This window comes from Flavobacterium sp. TSSA_36 (assembly GCF_051547165.1).
Taxonomy (GTDB): domain Bacteria; phylum Bacteroidota; class Bacteroidia; order Flavobacteriales; family Flavobacteriaceae; genus Flavobacterium.
In genome coordinates, this window is record NZ_JBPTTP010000008.1 from 39,563 (window position 1) to 56,592 (window position 17,030).

Consider the following 17,030-nt stretch of genomic DNA (forward strand, 5'->3'; position numbering starts at 1 on the left):
AATGATTTGTAAAAATATAATTTATTTATTGTGCGCTTTTTTAAGCTACAAGGCAATACCTTGTACAATTATTATGCTTCAGTCTCTTCGCTATTTGCGAATTGATTTTGTAAAGCAGCAATAACTCTTTGAGCTGGAGATTGTAACAATCCAATAATTTCTCCAATAAGCTCTTCTTTAGATTTAATAGTAGCTAATGCATCTAATTGATCATCACCAATATAAATCTCAGAATTAATATAAGCTCCTTTTAATACAGGCTTAGCTGATTTTTTTCTAAAATCTTTAATGATTTTTCCAGGTGCATTGGCAACATCAGCAATAAAAATGGCACTGTTACCAGTCAATACTGATGGTAAATCACCATAATCATTATCAGAAGCTTCCATTGCTTTTGCAAGCAACGTATTCTTTACCACCTCTAATTTAATACCTGCTTTAAAACAAGCTCTTCTCAAGTTTGAAGTTGTTTCTGCGTCTAATCCAGAAATATCAGATACATAAATAATGTTTGTACCAGCTAACTGTGCAGTTAAATCTTCAATCGCGATTGATTTTTCTTCTCTAGTCATACTAAAAATTATTAACTACCAATTATACTGCTTTAGGGTCCAAAGCAATTGCTGGACTCATAGTGCTTGTAAGGTGAATTCCTTTAATGTAGGTACCTTTAGCAGCAGTTGGTTTAAGTTTGATTAATGTTTGAATAAGTTCGTGTGCATTGTCAAAAATTTGCTCCGCTCCAAAAGAAACTTTACCAATTCCAGCATGTACAATACCAGTTTTATCAACTTTAAAATCGATTTTACCAGCTTTAACCTCTGCAACAGCTTTTGCAACATCCATAGTTACTGTACCTGTTTTAGGGTTAGGCATTAAACCTCTAGGTCCTAAAATACGACCCAAGGGACCTAATTTACCCATAACTGCAGGCATAGTGATGATAACATCAACATCTGTCCAACCGTCTTTAATTTTTTGTAAATAATCATCAAGTCCAACATAATCAGCTCCAGCAGCAGTAGCTTCCGCTTCTTTATCTGGAGTAACCAATGCTAATACCTTTACATCTTTACCAGTTCCATGAGGTAATGTTACAACACCTCTCACCATTTGATTCGCTTTTCTTGGATCAACACCCAAACGAACTGCGATATCAACAGACTCATCAAATTTTGCAGAAGCAACCTCTTTTAATAATACCGCAGCATCTTTAAGAGAGTATAATTTGTTCTTTTCAATTTTTGAAGCAGCCTCTTTTTGCTTTTTTGTCAATTTTGCCATGTTTTTCTCTTAATTAAAAAGGAGAATCTCCTGATACAGTTATACCCATAGATCTAGCTGTTCCAGCAACCATACTCATAGCACTTTCAATAGTGAAAGCATTTAAGTCTGGCATTTTGTCTTCAGCAATAGCTCTAATTTGTTCCCAAGTAACACTAGCTACTTTTTTACGATTAGGCTCACCTGAACCAGATTTTAGCTTTGCAGCTTCCATTAACTGAACCGCTGCTGGAGGAGTCTTAACAACAAAATCGAATGATTTGTCTTTATACACAGTAATTTGTACTGGGCATATTTTGCCAGGTTTATCTTGTGTTCTAGCATTAAATTGCTTACAGAACTCCATGATATTAACCCCAGCAGCTCCTAAAGCAGGTCCAACCGGTGGCGACGGATTCGCAGCACCTCCCTTAACTTGTAGTTTAACTACCTTACTAATTTCTTTAGCCATTTTTTAAAAAATTTAACACGACAATCATTGGAAGCGATTGTAGTGGTTATTATAGTGTAACAAAAATTATACTTTTTCTACTTGCGCAAAACTTAACTCCAATGGTGTTTTTCTTCCAAAAATCTTAACCATTACTTCTAGTTTACGCTTTTCATCAAATATCTTTTCAACGGTTCCATTAAAACCGTTAAAAGGACCATCGACAACCTTGATCGTTTCTCCAATGTTAAATGGTATAGTTCGAGTATCAGTATTTACTGTTAACTCATCTACTTTACCTAACATACGATTCACTTCGGCCATTCTTAAAGGAACAGGCTCACCACCTTTTGTTTCCCCTAAAAACCCAATAACACTTGTGATTGACTTAATAATATGAGGTATTTCACCAACCAAGTTCGCTTCAATCATCACGTATCCTGGAAAATAAACTTTATCTTTAGCAATTTTCTTTCCTTCTTTTACAGTTACCACTTTTTCAGTAGGAACCAAGACTTGAGAAACAAAATCCTCCATACCCAAACGAGCAATTTCTGTTTCGATATACGCTTTTACTTTATTTTCTTGTCCACTTACCGCACGAACGACATACCACTTTTTTAAATTATTTTCAGTCATCCCAAGAAATTTATGCTTTCAACCAGTTAAAAAATCCTTCTAATGCTTTTGCAAACATTTCATCTACTCCCCAAGTTGCCAAAGCGAATAGTACTGAAAAAACAGCAACAACAATTGTTAGACGCTGAACCTCAGCCCATTCCGGCCAAGTAACATTTGATTTCAATTCTTCAAATGCTTCTGAAATGTAATTAACAACTTTTGCCATATTTATACTGTGTGTGTTTATTTTGCACGGGCGGAGGGATTCGAACCCCCATCAACGGTTTTGGAGACCGCTATTCTACCCTTGAACTACGCCCGTATTAAGCCAGCAACCAAAGTTACTGGCTATATTTATTCTAGTTTAAAACTATAGGATTTCAGTTACCTGACCAGCTCCAACAGTTCTACCACCTTCACGGATAGCAAAACGTAAACCTACGTTCAATGCAATCTCGCTTAATAATTTAACTTCGATAGTTAAGTTATCTCCAGGCATAACCATCTCTACACCAGCTGGTAAAGAAATAATACCAGTTACGTCAGTTGTACGTACGTAGAATTGTGGACGGTAGTTATTATGGAATGGAGTATGACGTCCACCTTCTTCTTTTTTCAAGATATACACCTCAGCTTTGAAGTGATCGTGAGGCTTAACAGAACCTGGTTTACAGATTACCATTCCTCTTTTGATATCTTCTTTTTGAATACCTCTTAACAAGATACCCACGTTATCTCCAGCTTCACCTCTATCCAAGATTTTACGGAACATTTCAACACCAGTAATAGTAGAAGTTAATTTCTCAGCTCCCATACCAATGATTTCAACTGGATCTCCAGTATTAGCAACACCAGTTTCGATACGACCTGTAGCTACAGTTCCACGACCAGTGATTGAGAATACATCTTCAACAGGCATCAAGAAAGGTTTTGCAACATCTCTTTCTGGCTCTTCAATCCAAGCATCTACAGCTTCCATCAATTCAAGAATTTTAGGAACCCAAGCAGCATCATTATTCAATCCACCTAAAGCAGAACCCTGAATAACTGGACCATTATCTCCATCATACTCGTAGAAAGATAATAAGTCTCTGATTTCCATCTCAACTAATTCTAACAACTCAGCATCATCAACCATATCCACTTTATTCATGAATACAACGATTCTTGGAATACCAACTTGACGCCCTAAAAGGATGTGCTCACGAGTTTGTGGCATTGGTCCATCAGTAGCAGCAACAACAAGAATAGCACCATCCATTTGAGCAGCACCAGTAACCATGTTCTTAACGTAATCCGCGTGACCTGGACAGTCAACGTGAGCGTAGTGACGGTTAGCAGTTTCATACTCTACGTGAGAAGTATTAATAGTAATACCTCTTTCTTTTTCTTCTGGAGCATTATCAATTTGATCAAATGATTTTGCTTGACAGTAACCTGCATCAGACAATACTTTTGTAATTGCCGCAGTTAACGTAGTTTTTCCGTGATCCACGTGCCCAATTGTACCAATGTTCAAATGGGGCTTGTTACGGTTAAAATTTTCCTTTGCCATTTTACTTAATTTTTAATCTTAGTTATATATTTATTTCAATTTCCTACTTACTTGAGCCAACTACGGGAATTGAACCCGTGACCTCTTCCTTACCAAGGAAGCACTCTACCCCTGAGCTAAGTCGGCAGAATCCTTGATTTAAGAAGCTTAAAAACCTCACTTACAATCGATATTCTATATTTGTGGGGAGAGCAGGATTCGAACCTGCGAAGTTTTCACAGCAGATTTACAGTCTGCCCTCGTTGGCCGCTTGAGTATCTCCCCTAAACCATTATTTTAAAGAACATGTCCTTTATGACACAAATTAGAGCCGGCGGAGGGACTCGAACCCACGACCTGCTGATTACAAATCAGCTGCTCTAGCCGACTGAGCTACGCTGGCAATTTCAATAAAAAAGTCCGCTATTTCTAACGGACTGCAAATGTATAGATTTTATCTCTTATTCAAAACATTTTTTAAAAAAAAATTAAATTAAATATGAGATCTTATTTTTTCTTTCCTTTTTACCAATAATCGCTCTAGGGATTCCGCAGACAAATCAACGGCTTCTTCAAAGCTTTTACATTGCTTTTTTACCACAAAATCATCTCCCGGAACATTTATCTTAATCTCTACTATTTTATTTTCCTTCTCACTGGTCTTCTCCACTTTTAAAAACACATCAGAAGACACTACCTTATCATAATACTTCTCTAACTTATCCATTCGCTCTTGAACAAAATCTACCAACTTTCTGTCAACAGTAAAGTTAACCGCATGAACATTTACCTTCATAATCATTACATTTTTTAGTTAAACATAAATTTGGATTATTTCCGACACCTAGGATGCGCTTCATTATACACTTTTTTAAGCTCCGCCAAACTACTATTAACATATACTTGAGTGGAAGCCAAACTAGAATGCCCTAACAATTCCTTAATTGAATTTAAATCTGCCCCATTATCTAATAAATGGGTAGCAAAAGTATGCCTTATTACATGAGGACTCTTTTTGACCTTTTCAGACACTCCACTAAAGTACAAATTTATTACTCTGTAGACAAAAGATTGACTTAATTTTAACCCTTTTGAAGTAACAAAAAAATAATCTTGCAAGACAACCACTTCATATTTAGCCCGCTCCCGAAGATACAACTCTATCAAAGACACCATTGAATCCAGCATTGGAATCAGTCGCTCTTTATCTCTTTTCCCAACCACCTTAATTAATCGCTCTTTACAATTAACATCTTCAAGCCTCAACTCAATCAACTCTGATTTACGCATTCCCGTGACATAAAACATCTCCAACATCAAACCATTCCTGATCTCTTCAAAATCTTCCAACCCACAAAACTTTGGGACTATCATTTCTTTTTCAGAGAAAGGAATTTGGATTTTTCTAGAAACTTTCAAGGCGTTATGCTTAATCAAAGGACTACTTTTAATTTGTTTGGTTTTAAGCATAAATTTATAAAACGCCTTCAAAGAAGCTATCTTTCTATTGACAGAAACCTTCGATAAACCGGAATCCACCAAGAAGACTACCCACCCTCGAACATGAACATACTCCACCCTAAGTAGATCAAGCCCTAAAAAAGACCGCCTTATAAAATCATCAAAGACATCCAAATCATCACAATACGCCTTCTGAGTATGCAATGAATATTTCTTCTCAGACAATAAATAATCCCTGAATGCCACTTTTTCTGAATTCATAAAAAAAAAAAAAAACCGTTAGCATCAAAGTTATAAACTTTGAAGACTAACGGCTATTATTTTTAAAGAAAATAATTAGATATTCTCTAAACTATCCTTCATGTTTTGAATATAAGCAGCTTTTTGAAACTTCATTCTATTCGTTACTGATGGCTTAATAAAAGCTGTACGAGCTCTTAATTGACGAACAGTTCCTGTTTTATCAAATTTTCTTTTATAGCGTTTTAATGCTCTATCGATATTTTCTCCGTCTTTAATTGGTATAATTAACATAATTTTATCACCCCCTTTCGTTAAGTGTGCAAAAGTAAACATTACTCGTGAATTATCCATAAAAAAAATAAAAAATATTTTCAAAATAACATCAACGAGTTATTCTATGCACTTACCACCACATATTTACTTCAAAAATCAATTAATTTCTCAATAAATTTCTTGAAATCACAACTTTTTGAATCTCGGTCGTTCCCTCTCCAATGGTGCATAGTTTTGCATCTCTGTAAAATTTCTCCACTGGATAATCTTTGGTATAACCATATCCACCATGAATTTGTATGGCATCACTAGCTACTTTTACACATACTTCTGAAGCATACATTTTAGCCATAGCCCCTAATGTTGTTACTGGTCGATGTTGTTGTTTTAAAAATGCCGCTTTATGAAGCAATAACTCCGAAGCCTCAATCTCGGTAGCCATATCAGCTAACTTAAAAGATACACCTTGAAATTCGGCAATAGGTTTTCCAAATTGCACTCTTTCTTTGGAATACTTCAAAGCCGCTTCATATGCTCCTTTTGCAATTCCTAAAGACAATGCGCCAATTGATATTCGACCACCATCAAGAATCTTCATAGATTGCACAAACCCTTGGCCAATATCGCCTAGACGATTGACATCAGGAACCCTGCAAGAATCGAAAATTAATTCTGCCGTTTCACTGGCGCGCATTCCTAACTTATTCTCTTTTTTTCCTGAAGTGAATCCTGGCATGCCTTTTTCAAGCACAAAAGCAGTCATTCCTTTTGAATCTCCTTTTTCACCAGTTCTAGCAATTACTACTGCAATATTTCCGGAAACTCCATGAGTGATAAAATTTTTAGATCCATTTAAAACCCAATGATCACCATCTTTGACTGCCGTAGTATTCATTCCTCCCGCATCAGAACCGGTATTGTGCTCTGTTAATCCCCACGCTCCAATGTGCTCCCCTGAGGCTAATTTTGGAATCCATTTTTTTTTCTGTTCCTCATTACCAAAGGTAAAAATATGATTCGTACAAAGAGAATTATGAGCCGCTACTGAAAGTCCTATTGAAGGATCTACTTTAGAAATTTCTTCAATTATGGTGATATACTCATGATAACCCAATCCTGCACCACCGAGCTCTTCAGGCATCAATATCCCCATAAAGCCCATCTCTCCCAATTTTTTAAATAAATCAATGGGGAAAAATTGCTTTTCATCCCAATCCATAACATAGGGTCTGATGTGTTGTTCCGCAAAATCTTTTATGGATTGCGCTATTAAAATTTGAGTCTCATTAGTATCGAAGTTCATTTATACTTGTTTTTGATTAGAACTTCAAATATAACGCAATTATTTTAGCTTTATCCAAAGGAAAGTCCTTAATTTTTGACAAATCCTCAATATTTTCAAAATCACCATTCATACTTCTATAAATTAATATTTGTTTCACTATTGGATATTTAAAGTAATAAAACTGTTGCAATTCCTTTTGAGTGGCATTATTGATATCAATTAAATTCAATACAGGCTTTTTCAGTACTATAAAATTAGTCATTACCTCAGTGACGACCTCAGGCTTTAAACCCCACACGTCATTAAGTTGCTCCATAGCTACAAACCCACCTAACCTATCCCTATGAGCAAGAATTCGATTTGCTAACACTTCTCCAATACCAAACACTTTGATTAAATCTTCAGACGTAGCAAGGTTGATATCTTTCTTGATTATTTTTGATTTTACAACGCTATTTTTAGTAAATGAAGCATAGTTCTTTTTTTGAGAAACCCAAGAAGGAAATTTAAATAAAGGCGTCAAAACCTTTAATAAGGAATCCGAGACCCCTGTTACATGCTGAAAATCTTGAGGAGAATTTATAAACTTATTAGCCTTTCGAAATAAATGAAGCCTATCAATTTCCTCGACCGACATCCCGAGCTTATACCCTTTGTAATCCGACAAGAAATTAGGATTAAAGGGAAAAACAGTAGGAGTATTAGAATTCACTTTGCTCAAAGAATCAACAGCATTTTGATAAGAAAGCCACTTTGTTTTTGTTACATCATTTCGAGTCTCGGGGGTAAAATCGAGAAACCAATACAAAAATTGTAACAAAACAATAACAAAAAACAAAGCCAGAATTCCTTTTCTTTGCCCGCTTGTAAAAGAGAAGTGAGCGAAACTATTTTTAAACATCTTATATTTTTTCATACAATTCATGTTAAAAATAAAAAAACACATCCTACTAGCAAAATAATTTAGGAGATGTTTTCACTCAACGACAAATGATTATCAATCATTTTACATAAAATTTAAAATAAAAGCGGTATCAACGAGATATTTTTTTTATTTTTTATAAAAAACAATACATTTGGAGCTTAATAACTAAAACAAACAGTAACCATGTCAATTTGGAGAGTTAAACCAATATCTGCCTTTGAAGCAGATATGAAAAAAAGTGATTTAAAAAGAGTACTTACCCGTTGGGGGTTAACTTCGCTGGGAATTGGTGCCATCATAGGTGGAGGAATTTTTACGTTAACCGGAATAGCTGCACATGATTATGCAGGACCTGCATTAGCACTATCCTTTGTCATAGCAGGAATCGGGTGTTTATTTGCTTCTCTTTGCTATGCTGAATTTGCCTCTGTACTACCAGTTGAAGGATCCGCTTACGCCTATGCTTATGGTACTATTGGAGAAATCTTTGCTTGGTTTATTGGATGGAATCTGATTTTAGAATACATGATGGGAGCCACAACGGTTGCTGTTGCCTGGAGCGGTTACTTTGTAAAACTATTACATTTATTTGGTATTGATTTCCCTATTTGGTTATGTAATGATTTACATACAGCTACTGAAAAGGTACTAGAACACAACAAAGCATTTCCATCAGACTTAATAGACTTACCAACGTTTGCCTTTAACCTACCCGCTTTTGTAATTACATGGATTGTAACTGCTATTCTTATCAAAGGAATTAAGGAAGCTGCTAGTACCAATAATATTATCGTAATTGTAAAAATTGCTGTGGTTCTTTTTGTAATTATATGTGGTGCATTCTATATCAATGTTGACAATTGGCATCCTTTTATTCCGACTGAAGTTCCAAATTTAGATGCGTTAGGAAATGCTACAGGAAAAATGAATTTTGGATTTGGTGGTGTCCTAACTGCTGCAACGATAGTATTCTTTGCCTATATTGGTTTTGATGCTGTTTCAACACAAGCCGGAGAAGCCATAAATCCTAAGAAAGATGTTCCTTTTGCCATTATTGCTTCACTGGTGATTTGTACCATTCTATACATTTTAGTTTCTTTAGTATTAACAGGTATGGTTCATTACAGTCAATTAGACAAAGCAGCCCCGGTAGCATCTGCATTTAGTGAAAATGGGTTGACATGGGCCGTTTTCATTATCACTATAGCCGCTACTGCAGGATTAACTTCAGTTATGTTGGTGATGATGCTTGGACAAACGCGTATATTCTTAGGAATGTCTAAAGATGGCTTACTCCCTCCTTTCTTTAGTAAATTGCATTCAAATTTTAAAACACCTTATAAAAGTACTTTCTTAGTGGGCACCATTATTTCAATTGTAGCCGCTCTTACTCCTATAGAAAAAGTAAGTGAGATGTGTAGTATGGGTACACTCCTTGCCTTTGGAATGGTATGTGTAGCGGTAATGATTTTGCGTTATAAAAAACCCGAATTAGAAAGACATTACAAAACACCTGCTGTGTATTTAGTTGGAACTCTCGGAGTATCGTTTAATTTATTCTTAATGACCCAAGTGAGACATGAAACTTGGATTGCCTTTCTTTGTTGGGGTACACTAGGTATCATTGTATATTTTGCCTATTCAAAAAAGAGGGCTAAACTCAATAACTTAGAAGAAGAAAATCAATAATATTTACAAAAAAAGCTCCAAATTGGAGCTTTTTTTATGTTTACAAATCAAAAACGGAGGACCGTTTTGAACGTATAAGATCTTTCAAACGAATCCAAAAGGCAAAAGTAAGGTATATTGCAAATCCTAAACCTGCTGTTACGAAAGACAAGTAAATAAACGATAGTCGAACATTACTTGCTCGCATTCCTAATTTATCGGCTACTCTGGAAGAAACATGAAATCCATATTTCTCTAAAAAGTACTTTAACTTTAGTATGGCTGTCATTGTTTTTCTTTTTTGAATACAAAAATAATTCTTTACGATGAAAATGTTATGTTTTTTTTTACTTTGACCACAAAAAAGCAAAATCTTACCTCTTAGCCCCGATTGCAGTGGAAATCCTCTTGACTCGTGACCAACCGAGACAAGAGATTGTAACGGAAAGCGGGACTTTGTATGCCGGTACAAACCCATATAACCTGCTCCTAAAAATAATTATGTTTTTAATAACTCAGCTCCAATAGCACAATCGAGGCATTTGTTTTTGCTACAATACTCGGATTTAAGTTGCAGCAGTGATTGCGATTCAAAGGCATTAGCAACTGCGACTCCTGAGGTTTTAAACTTATCTAGTATGCTGTTTTTTTCTGGGGCTATACCCTGAATGAGCAACAAAGCGTCTTCGGTAATTTCCTTTCCTTGGTGTTTAGCATAGGCAAATTGAAGTGGTAATATTGTATTAATAATAAGCAAATCGATTAAGGAATGGGTTGTTTTTTTAGATTTATTAGGGCTTTCTTTGTCGAATAGATAATGGTTTTTCCAATAACTTGAGGGAGAAATGGTAAAGAGTGCGTAAAGAGATATCAATGAAAAGTTGTCACAAATTTTGGAAAACAAATTGGTCCGATGATGGTATACACTTGCCAATTGTGCTAAACGAATGGTGGGGAAATTATCGGGGCGATGTTTAAAAAATTGCAAAGGGGCAATAGGTTTCTTTTGAATGTTATGTTTTTGTAGTAAATAGTAAAATCGAAATTGCAATTCTTTGAAATAAGTGTCTTCGTTGTCAGCCTCTAACAATCCTGCCATGCCAAAGAGAAGCGCTTCTAGGTTTTGTAAATCTATTGCTTCTTTTCTGATGACTGAAAAAGGGATGGCTTTTGCTAGCGCGAAAAAAGAATCTCCATTAGTGTTGAGTCCAAAGTTTTTGGCGACACAAAGAAACAAAACGGCTTCCCAATCGTTTTGAGTAAGGATTAAACATTCTGCTATCAATTGAGATTTTCGTTCTAATCGTTCAAAAAAAAGGCGTTCTTGCCAGTTAGATAAAAGAAATGGAGGGATGGATTTCAGTTGATTTTGACAATTGATCCATGTTTTGGGGGTTACTAAACTACGGTAATTATGAAGCAAATCAGCGGAAATATAATCTTGTAAGGCCACTACAGGAATTTCACAATTGTTGGGACCAAAAACCGCGGTATCATTTTCCCAAACTACATGAAGAATTACGTTATTGTACGCTGGATCTCTTTCATGATTATGAAGATACCAATCGGATGATTTAACATGAATTTCGATGTTTCCCGCCCATTTTTGTCCATCAATTTCGATTTGAGCATTGAAGAAATCAGGTCCCGCTAATTCATGATATACTCCTGGATGATGAATAACAACTTGGTTGTTTTGAGTCGTTTTTAAATGAAGGGTGTTTAGTTTTTGGTATTTCCAAACATAATGTAACAATTCTTCTTTCATAACAGTTAACAGATCAATATATTGATAACTAATATATTAAAAAATTAACAATGAAAGAAATTTATCTCAAAAGATATAAATAAGCACAAGCTCTAGCGTCTGAAAGTGCTTCGTGATGATTTAAGGCAATATTCATTACCCGACAGCAATCGCTGAGTTTGGCGGGTTTAAATCCTTTGGATCTGTATATTTTCAGCGTACATTCCCATCGATTAGGAATATTCAGATCTTCATAATGCAAACCGTGTAAGGCCATTGATTTAATCAAAACATTGCGATCAAAATTTTCGTTATGGGCTACGACGATTTGATTTTGAAGGCGTTTTTGTATTTCTGGAAAGACTTCGCCAAAATCTTTTGCATATTGCGTATCTCGCGGATGAATTCCGTGAACTTGAATAGTATGAGGATTGTAACTGTTGTTTGGCGGCTGAATCAACGTCACAAATTCATCTACGATTTGACCGTTTTCAACTGTTACAATCCCCACTGAACAAGGATGATATCCTGAAGCAGTTTCAAAATCTATGGCTACAAAGGATATCATCTTTTTTTATTTAATAGACCCAATAATATCATATTTGGTGATGATATGATGCTTTCCATTGCCAAAATCAATCAAAACAGCGGCATTTTCTCTTGTGAACAATTTGGACACTTCTTCAATTGGGGTTCCCATTGCAACGATTGGATAGGGAGCTCCCATAATTTCTCGTAAAGGACGTTCCGCAGAATTCTTATCATTAATATAGCTTTGAAACAGCAACGATTCATCTACAGAGCCAACAAAACCGGTAACATCAACCACTGGAATTTGAGAAATTTTGTACTTACGCATTCGTTCAATGGCATGGGAAACTAATTCTTCGGTTCTAGCAATAACCAAAGACTTATCTAAATGATCCTTAATTACATCCTCCGCTTTAGTAATTTCTTCTTCTAAAAATCCTCTTTCACGCATCCAATCATCGTTGAACATTTTACCTACATATCGACTTCCTGAATCATGAAACAAGACCACAACCACGTCGTCGGGCTTAAAATGTTCTTTGAGTTGAAGTAATCCTTTTACGGCAGCGCCAGCAGAATTCCCTACAAAAATTCCTTCCTCTAAGGCAATTTTTCGAGTGTATACTGCAGCGTCTTTATCTGTTACTTTGGTAAATCCATCAATTAGTGAAAAATCAACATTTTTAGGCAAAATATCTTCTCCAATTCCTTCAGTGATATACGAATAGATTTCGTTTTCATCAAAAATACCTGTTTCATGATATTTTTTAAAAACCGAACCATAGGTGTCAATTCCCCAAATTTTGATGTTTGGATTTTGTTCTTTTAAATATTTAGCAACACCAGAAATGGTTCCACCTGTTCCAACACCTACCACAAAATGCGTGATTTTCCCTTGGGTTTGTTCCCAAATTTCTGGTCCCGTTTGCTCGTAATGTGCTATGGCATTTGAGGGATTATCATATTGGTTTACATACCATGAATTAGGTGTTTCTGTTGCTAATCTTTTTGAAACAGAATAATAAGAACGGGGATCAGTAGGCTCAACATCGGTTGGACATACCACTACTTTCGCCCCAACGGCACGAAGAATATCCATTTTCTCTTTGGATTGTTTGTCAGAGATGACGCAAATTAGTTTGTATCCTTTTACAATTGCTGCCAAGGCTAATCCCATACCTGTATTTCCAGAGGTACCTTCAATGATTGTTCCACCTGGCTGTAAACGCCCGTCAGCCTCTGCATCTTGAATCATTTTTACGGCCATACGGTCTTTCACCGAATTCCCTGGATTAAATGTTTCAACTTTTGCCAATACCAAAGCAGCAACCTCTTTTGTAACTTTGTTTAATTTAACCAATGGCGTGTTTCCTATTGTTCCTAGAATATTTTCGGAATAGTTCATTATAATAATTGTTAATTAAAGAAATTCCAAATCAAACCAAAACGAATGGTAAAATCGCGGTAAGGAGTATTTGGAGCTGAGAAATAATTGTTTTTAGCAAAAACAGAATTGAAGTGCTCTGCTTTAAGATAAATTCTAGTACGTTGAATTTTTGCATTAATGAAAAAATCTAACATTGGAAAATTTCCTATTTTTTTAACATCCTGTACAAAAAACTCGCCTACCACAGGATTATAATCGTTTGCGTAATAAGAAGTAAAATAATTCAGCACAAATCCAGTTTGTAAAAATAGCGCTTTGTTTTTAAAATAGGAATCTGAAAAATAAATTGCATTTCTAAAGGTAAGTTCAGGCAAGTTTAAAATACGATCCGGTTGATCCACTTTTTGATATAAAAAAGTATTATCCAAGGCAAACTTTCCAAATTTGAATTCTCTACTAACTTTTAATGAAAAATAATTGATTGCCTTATCATATTGCTTGGGCGCTATAATTTGTTGTCCTACTAATTTTTGATTAGTGGAGGTTACTTCGTCAAAGTACAAATAGTCTTTTAAAACAGTATACTGAGCAGCGAGATGTACCCACTGAGTATCAGCTTTAACGATCAAAGTGCTGTTTTTTTCATTTTTAAAATTATTGAACCAATTATAATTTATAAAACTAGATTGGTACAAATTGAAATTATTGTTCGCTATTTTATTTTTATTTTGAAACTCCACAGCGAATTGATTATCCTCATCCCAATCAAAAGTCATTTTTGCTTCTAAATTAGACAAAGACTGATTAGTAATGGATCTTGAATAACTAAAATCACCATTCCATTTTCCTTTGTTATAGAGATATTGTCCTCCAAAAGTATTGATATTTTGGCTTAAGGTCCCTGGAATAACTCCTGAGTTAAGAACCAAAATTTGATAATAATAAAAATTACTTCTGAAGTCATCCATGAAAAAGTTAAATTTTCCGATTGCCTCATTTTCATAGGCCACTCCAACACGGTTGTACATTTTATTGTAGTGTGTTTGATCATTAATATTACCATCCACATAAGCCTCACCAAAACGCAATACGGACGTGTTTCCAACTGAAGAAGCTAAGGTAGCTTGATTATATTCAAAAAATTTGTTTTCATAATTAAACTGGTGATTAAGCCATAAATTATGATTTCCTTTAGTCGTATTTATTCTAAATGAATGATCTAAAAAAATTCTTCTCCCTTTTAAAAATGATTTTGCGTCTGTTAAAAAAACCTCTAGTCTCGCTCTGTTATCATAATTTGGGTCTTCGCTTTCAAAATCTGAGACGGTAGTAATTCCGCTATTTTCGCCATTTAGGATATCTTGATAGGTAAAATGAAAATTAGCTAAATACCTTCTATTTAAGGTATAGTAACTACTGGTAAATCTAAAATTTCCGGAACTTGACAACTGATTAATGTAATTACCTAATGACCTAAGTCCTCGATAAGCAACCGAAAAATTAAGATTTTCTTTGATATTCACTGCAAAATAGGAATCTAAAGATTGTCCTTGTTGAATCGTAGTCTTAAAATAAAGTTCGGTAACGGGAGTAGCCACTGAAGCATATCGTATTTGATTGGCTTCCATAAAATTAAAATGTTTGGCTTTGAAACCCATTTCTGGAAAGATATCATTTTTTACCAATCCATATTGTAGTGTATTGAAAGTTTGCCCATCATTAGAAAAAGACAACAGTCCAAAATTATCTTTTCTAAGGTAATTATGAGTATACTCTTTACGGATACTTAATGAGGTATCTATATAGGTAGTATCTTTTTCTAAGGTGATGATTCGATATAAATCAATTGGGGCTATTTTGTTTTTGGTGGTATCAATTGGTGTTTTACTCTCATTTTGAGACCGTGTTCTTCCTTGTTTTTGAGAGAATAAGCAGAAAGGAAATAAGAGAATTAAAATTAAGAGTTTATTTTTCATTTATTTCTGTAAGTCTATAAATTTTGGACAAAGGTAGATTATTATAGCCTATAATGAAATAAAAATCAAAAACCATTGCTATCCGAAAGTTTTTTCAAAGCTTCGAAAAGCGATCTACAACCAGCATTTATAGGCTTTAGTTTTTAAATTATACTGAAAATAAGTCAGAACTGAATTTTAATTTTGGTTCTGACCTTATTTTATTTGCTCCATCTCCCACTTGGTTACAGATATAATCTAAACTCAGATAATACACTAAACAAATTCTGATTTTTTCAACCACATTTGAAAATGACTTTGTCTTTTTTGATATTGTCCTGTTTATCAATTCAAGAATCAAATAACTTATTTAAGCGATGTAAATTTGCGATTTAACCGCATTTTCACTTGTACCTAGGAATGTTTTTATTTGCAGATTTTGTTTCATTGCTCTGAAAAACAGTTCCATATCCCATCTTTTTTTATATAAATCGGCTATTGTTCTAGCAGACCATTCTAGATTATTGGTTATTATTTCGATAAGATTATTTTCGTCTTGCTTATAAACATAGACTAATCTTAGTTTTTGTTCGTTAATACCTATTTCTATAGCATTATTACTGTTTAAAACAACTATTTCATCCTTAATAATATCTTGGTCTTCTTCATCAGGCAAATCCAATTCTTGGATTGATTCGTACATTGTATTTGTCTTAATCCAAGTAACAAAAACATTTTCGGCTTGAATCCGATTTAGCATCAATGTAAAATCAAAATAAGCCCTGTCTTCTAGAACGATTGTTCCTTTTGGAAAACTAACTGGCCTATTCCGTACCGATCGTGTATTTTGGCTTGGGTTATATTTACCAATTCAGGGATTTGTAAATTGTCATCCCAGCAGGTGTGTATTTTTAAGCCTCCTTTTGCTGTCCGAAACTTTGCCCAGTCAAACATGTTCAAACACAAGCTGATTGTGGTACTGTCGATCAATTTTATGTTTTGCTCTTTAATTTCTTTGATTATAGTACGTTGAGATTCGCTTTTCAAAACCCTTTCATAATGTTTCAACAGTTTGTAATACAAGGATTCAAATATTCTCCAATCACGCTTTTTATTGCCATCACTCATCGTGGATCTCGCCGGACTTTGATTCAGTCCTAAGTCTCCAATAAAAGTCTCGCTAACCCCAATTCCAGTCGAAATATCGTTTAAAGTGTAGTATTTATTCAGCTGTCCGTAAGTTAATGCCACAAATTGGTCGTAAGTCTTATATTTACCACACCCTTTGTCTGAACTGTGTTTTTTAGCACAAGATTCAAGCATCCATCGTGGAACAAGGTCAATAACTTGTTGAATAACTGGTTTTTTGATATTTTTGTTTCGGCTTAAGAGTCCCATAAAGTATTATTTGTTTCGCAAAATCAAAAATACGGGATTCTCAGGCATTTTTTATTTTTGACTTTCGGATAGCAGTGAACTAAAATCAAAAAAACCAACATAAACCCTTAAAATAAGTAAAACAATAATTTTAACATTATTGCTGATTTTTATTAAAAAGATCCAAATTAAAAAGAAAATTAGGCTGTAAATTAACAAATCAGTCCTTATAAAAATATAAAATCAAAAACAATTGACCAAAAAACAAACACTTAATCAATCACACATAACACAAAAGCAGCAGCAAAC

Annotated in this window: 17 protein-coding genes, 4 tRNA genes and 1 pseudogene; 1 reads left to right on the forward strand and 21 read right to left on the reverse strand. The window is 34.7% G+C overall.

Annotation, left to right across the window (positions count from 1 at the left end; translation table 11 throughout):
- Positions 1 to 71 precede the first annotated feature (71 nt).
- The 15 genes from rplJ to ACSVH7_RS13665 form a co-directional block, all read right to left on the reverse strand.
- The gene (gene rplJ / locus ACSVH7_RS13595; protein WP_438067243.1) at positions 72 to 572 is read right to left on the reverse strand and encodes a 50S ribosomal protein L10; all 501 of its coding nucleotides are present in this window, start codon (positions 570 to 572) and stop codon (positions 72 to 74) included.
- 22 nt (positions 573 to 594) lie between these two features.
- Positions 595 to 1,284 (reverse strand): 50S ribosomal protein L1, encoded by a 690-nt coding sequence (gene rplA / locus ACSVH7_RS13600; protein WP_438067244.1) that lies wholly within the window; start codon positions 1,282 to 1,284, stop codon positions 595 to 597.
- A 13-nt stretch (positions 1,285 to 1,297) separates the two neighbouring features.
- Positions 1,298 to 1,735 (reverse strand): 50S ribosomal protein L11, encoded by a 438-nt coding sequence (rplK, locus tag ACSVH7_RS13605; RefSeq protein ID WP_064716536.1) that lies wholly within the window; start codon positions 1,733 to 1,735, stop codon positions 1,298 to 1,300.
- Between the two features lie 66 nt (positions 1,736 to 1,801).
- The gene (gene nusG, locus ACSVH7_RS13610; protein ID WP_438067245.1) at positions 1,802 to 2,353 is read right to left on the reverse strand and encodes a transcription termination/antitermination protein NusG; all 552 of its coding nucleotides are present in this window, start codon (positions 2,351 to 2,353) and stop codon (positions 1,802 to 1,804) included.
- Between the two features lie 10 nt (positions 2,354 to 2,363).
- The gene (gene secE, locus ACSVH7_RS13615; protein WP_438067246.1) at positions 2,364 to 2,561 is read right to left on the reverse strand and encodes a preprotein translocase subunit SecE; all 198 of its coding nucleotides are present in this window, start codon (positions 2,559 to 2,561) and stop codon (positions 2,364 to 2,366) included.
- Between the two features lie 25 nt (positions 2,562 to 2,586).
- Positions 2,587 to 2,657, reverse strand: a tRNA-Trp gene (locus ACSVH7_RS13620).
- Between the two features lie 48 nt (positions 2,658 to 2,705).
- Positions 2,706 to 3,890: an elongation factor Tu gene (gene tuf / locus ACSVH7_RS13625; protein ID WP_024982057.1), complete on the reverse strand. Its 1,185-nt coding sequence runs from the start codon at positions 3,888 to 3,890 to the stop codon at positions 2,706 to 2,708.
- A 54-nt stretch (positions 3,891 to 3,944) separates the two neighbouring features.
- Positions 3,945 to 4,016: transfer RNA gene (locus ACSVH7_RS13630), tRNA-Thr, on the reverse strand.
- A 57-nt stretch (positions 4,017 to 4,073) separates the two neighbouring features.
- Positions 4,074 to 4,154 (reverse strand) — tRNA-Tyr (locus ACSVH7_RS13635).
- A gap of 44 nt (positions 4,155 to 4,198) precedes the next feature.
- A tRNA-Thr gene (locus ACSVH7_RS13640) sits at positions 4,199 to 4,272 on the reverse strand.
- Positions 4,273 to 4,362: 90 nt separating this feature from the next.
- Positions 4,363 to 4,665, reverse strand: coding sequence for a ribosome hibernation-promoting factor, HPF/YfiA family (hpf, locus tag ACSVH7_RS13645; RefSeq protein ID WP_438067344.1), 303 nt, complete (start codon positions 4,663 to 4,665; stop codon positions 4,363 to 4,365).
- A gap of 35 nt (positions 4,666 to 4,700) precedes the next feature.
- Positions 4,701 to 5,591 (reverse strand): tyrosine-type recombinase/integrase, encoded by an 891-nt coding sequence (locus tag ACSVH7_RS13650; RefSeq protein ID WP_438067247.1) that lies wholly within the window; start codon positions 5,589 to 5,591, stop codon positions 4,701 to 4,703.
- A gap of 75 nt (positions 5,592 to 5,666) precedes the next feature.
- Complete coding sequence (rpsU, locus tag ACSVH7_RS13655) at positions 5,667 to 5,864, reverse strand: 30S ribosomal protein S21 (RefSeq protein WP_438067248.1); 198 nt, start codon at positions 5,862 to 5,864, stop codon at positions 5,667 to 5,669.
- A gap of 142 nt (positions 5,865 to 6,006) precedes the next feature.
- Complete coding sequence (locus ACSVH7_RS13660) at positions 6,007 to 7,149, reverse strand: acyl-CoA dehydrogenase family protein (RefSeq protein ID WP_438067249.1); 1,143 nt, start codon at positions 7,147 to 7,149, stop codon at positions 6,007 to 6,009.
- Positions 7,150 to 7,165: 16 nt separating this feature from the next.
- Positions 7,166 to 8,047 carry a ComEA family DNA-binding protein gene (locus ACSVH7_RS13665; protein ID WP_438067250.1) on the reverse strand — a complete coding sequence of 294 codons (882 nt, stop codon included), beginning with the start codon at positions 8,045 to 8,047 and terminating at the stop codon, positions 7,166 to 7,168.
- 192 nt (positions 8,048 to 8,239) lie between these two features.
- Here ACSVH7_RS13665 and ACSVH7_RS13670 point away from each other — a divergent pair, with 192 nt between their 5' ends.
- Complete coding sequence (locus ACSVH7_RS13670; protein ID WP_438067251.1) at positions 8,240 to 9,745, forward strand: APC family permease; 1,506 nt, start codon at positions 8,240 to 8,242, stop codon at positions 9,743 to 9,745.
- A 40-nt stretch (positions 9,746 to 9,785) separates the two neighbouring features.
- Here ACSVH7_RS13670 and ACSVH7_RS13675 read toward each other — a convergent pair whose 3' ends face one another.
- The 6 genes and pseudogenes from ACSVH7_RS13675 to ACSVH7_RS13700 form a co-directional block, all read right to left on the reverse strand.
- Positions 9,786 to 10,013 (reverse strand): PspC domain-containing protein, encoded by a 228-nt coding sequence (locus ACSVH7_RS13675; RefSeq protein WP_438067252.1) that lies wholly within the window; start codon positions 10,011 to 10,013, stop codon positions 9,786 to 9,788.
- A gap of 210 nt (positions 10,014 to 10,223) precedes the next feature.
- A complete protein-coding gene (locus tag ACSVH7_RS13680) occupies positions 10,224 to 11,492 on the reverse strand; it encodes a DUF2851 family protein (RefSeq protein ID WP_438067253.1) in 1,269 nt (422 codons plus the stop codon).
- Between the two features lie 61 nt (positions 11,493 to 11,553).
- Positions 11,554 to 12,036, reverse strand: coding sequence for a 3'-5' exonuclease (locus ACSVH7_RS13685; RefSeq protein ID WP_438067345.1), 483 nt, complete (start codon positions 12,034 to 12,036; stop codon positions 11,554 to 11,556).
- A 9-nt stretch (positions 12,037 to 12,045) separates the two neighbouring features.
- The gene (locus ACSVH7_RS13690; protein WP_438067254.1) at positions 12,046 to 13,407 is read right to left on the reverse strand and encodes a pyridoxal-phosphate dependent enzyme; all 1,362 of its coding nucleotides are present in this window, start codon (positions 13,405 to 13,407) and stop codon (positions 12,046 to 12,048) included.
- An 11-nt stretch (positions 13,408 to 13,418) separates the two neighbouring features.
- A complete protein-coding gene (locus ACSVH7_RS13695; protein ID WP_438067255.1) occupies positions 13,419 to 15,365 on the reverse strand; it encodes a putative porin in 1,947 nt (648 codons plus the stop codon).
- A gap of 148 nt (positions 15,366 to 15,513) precedes the next feature.
- Positions 15,514 to 16,742 (reverse strand): annotated as a pseudogene (locus tag ACSVH7_RS13700) (IS4 family transposase).
- Positions 16,743 to 17,030 lie beyond the last annotated feature (288 nt).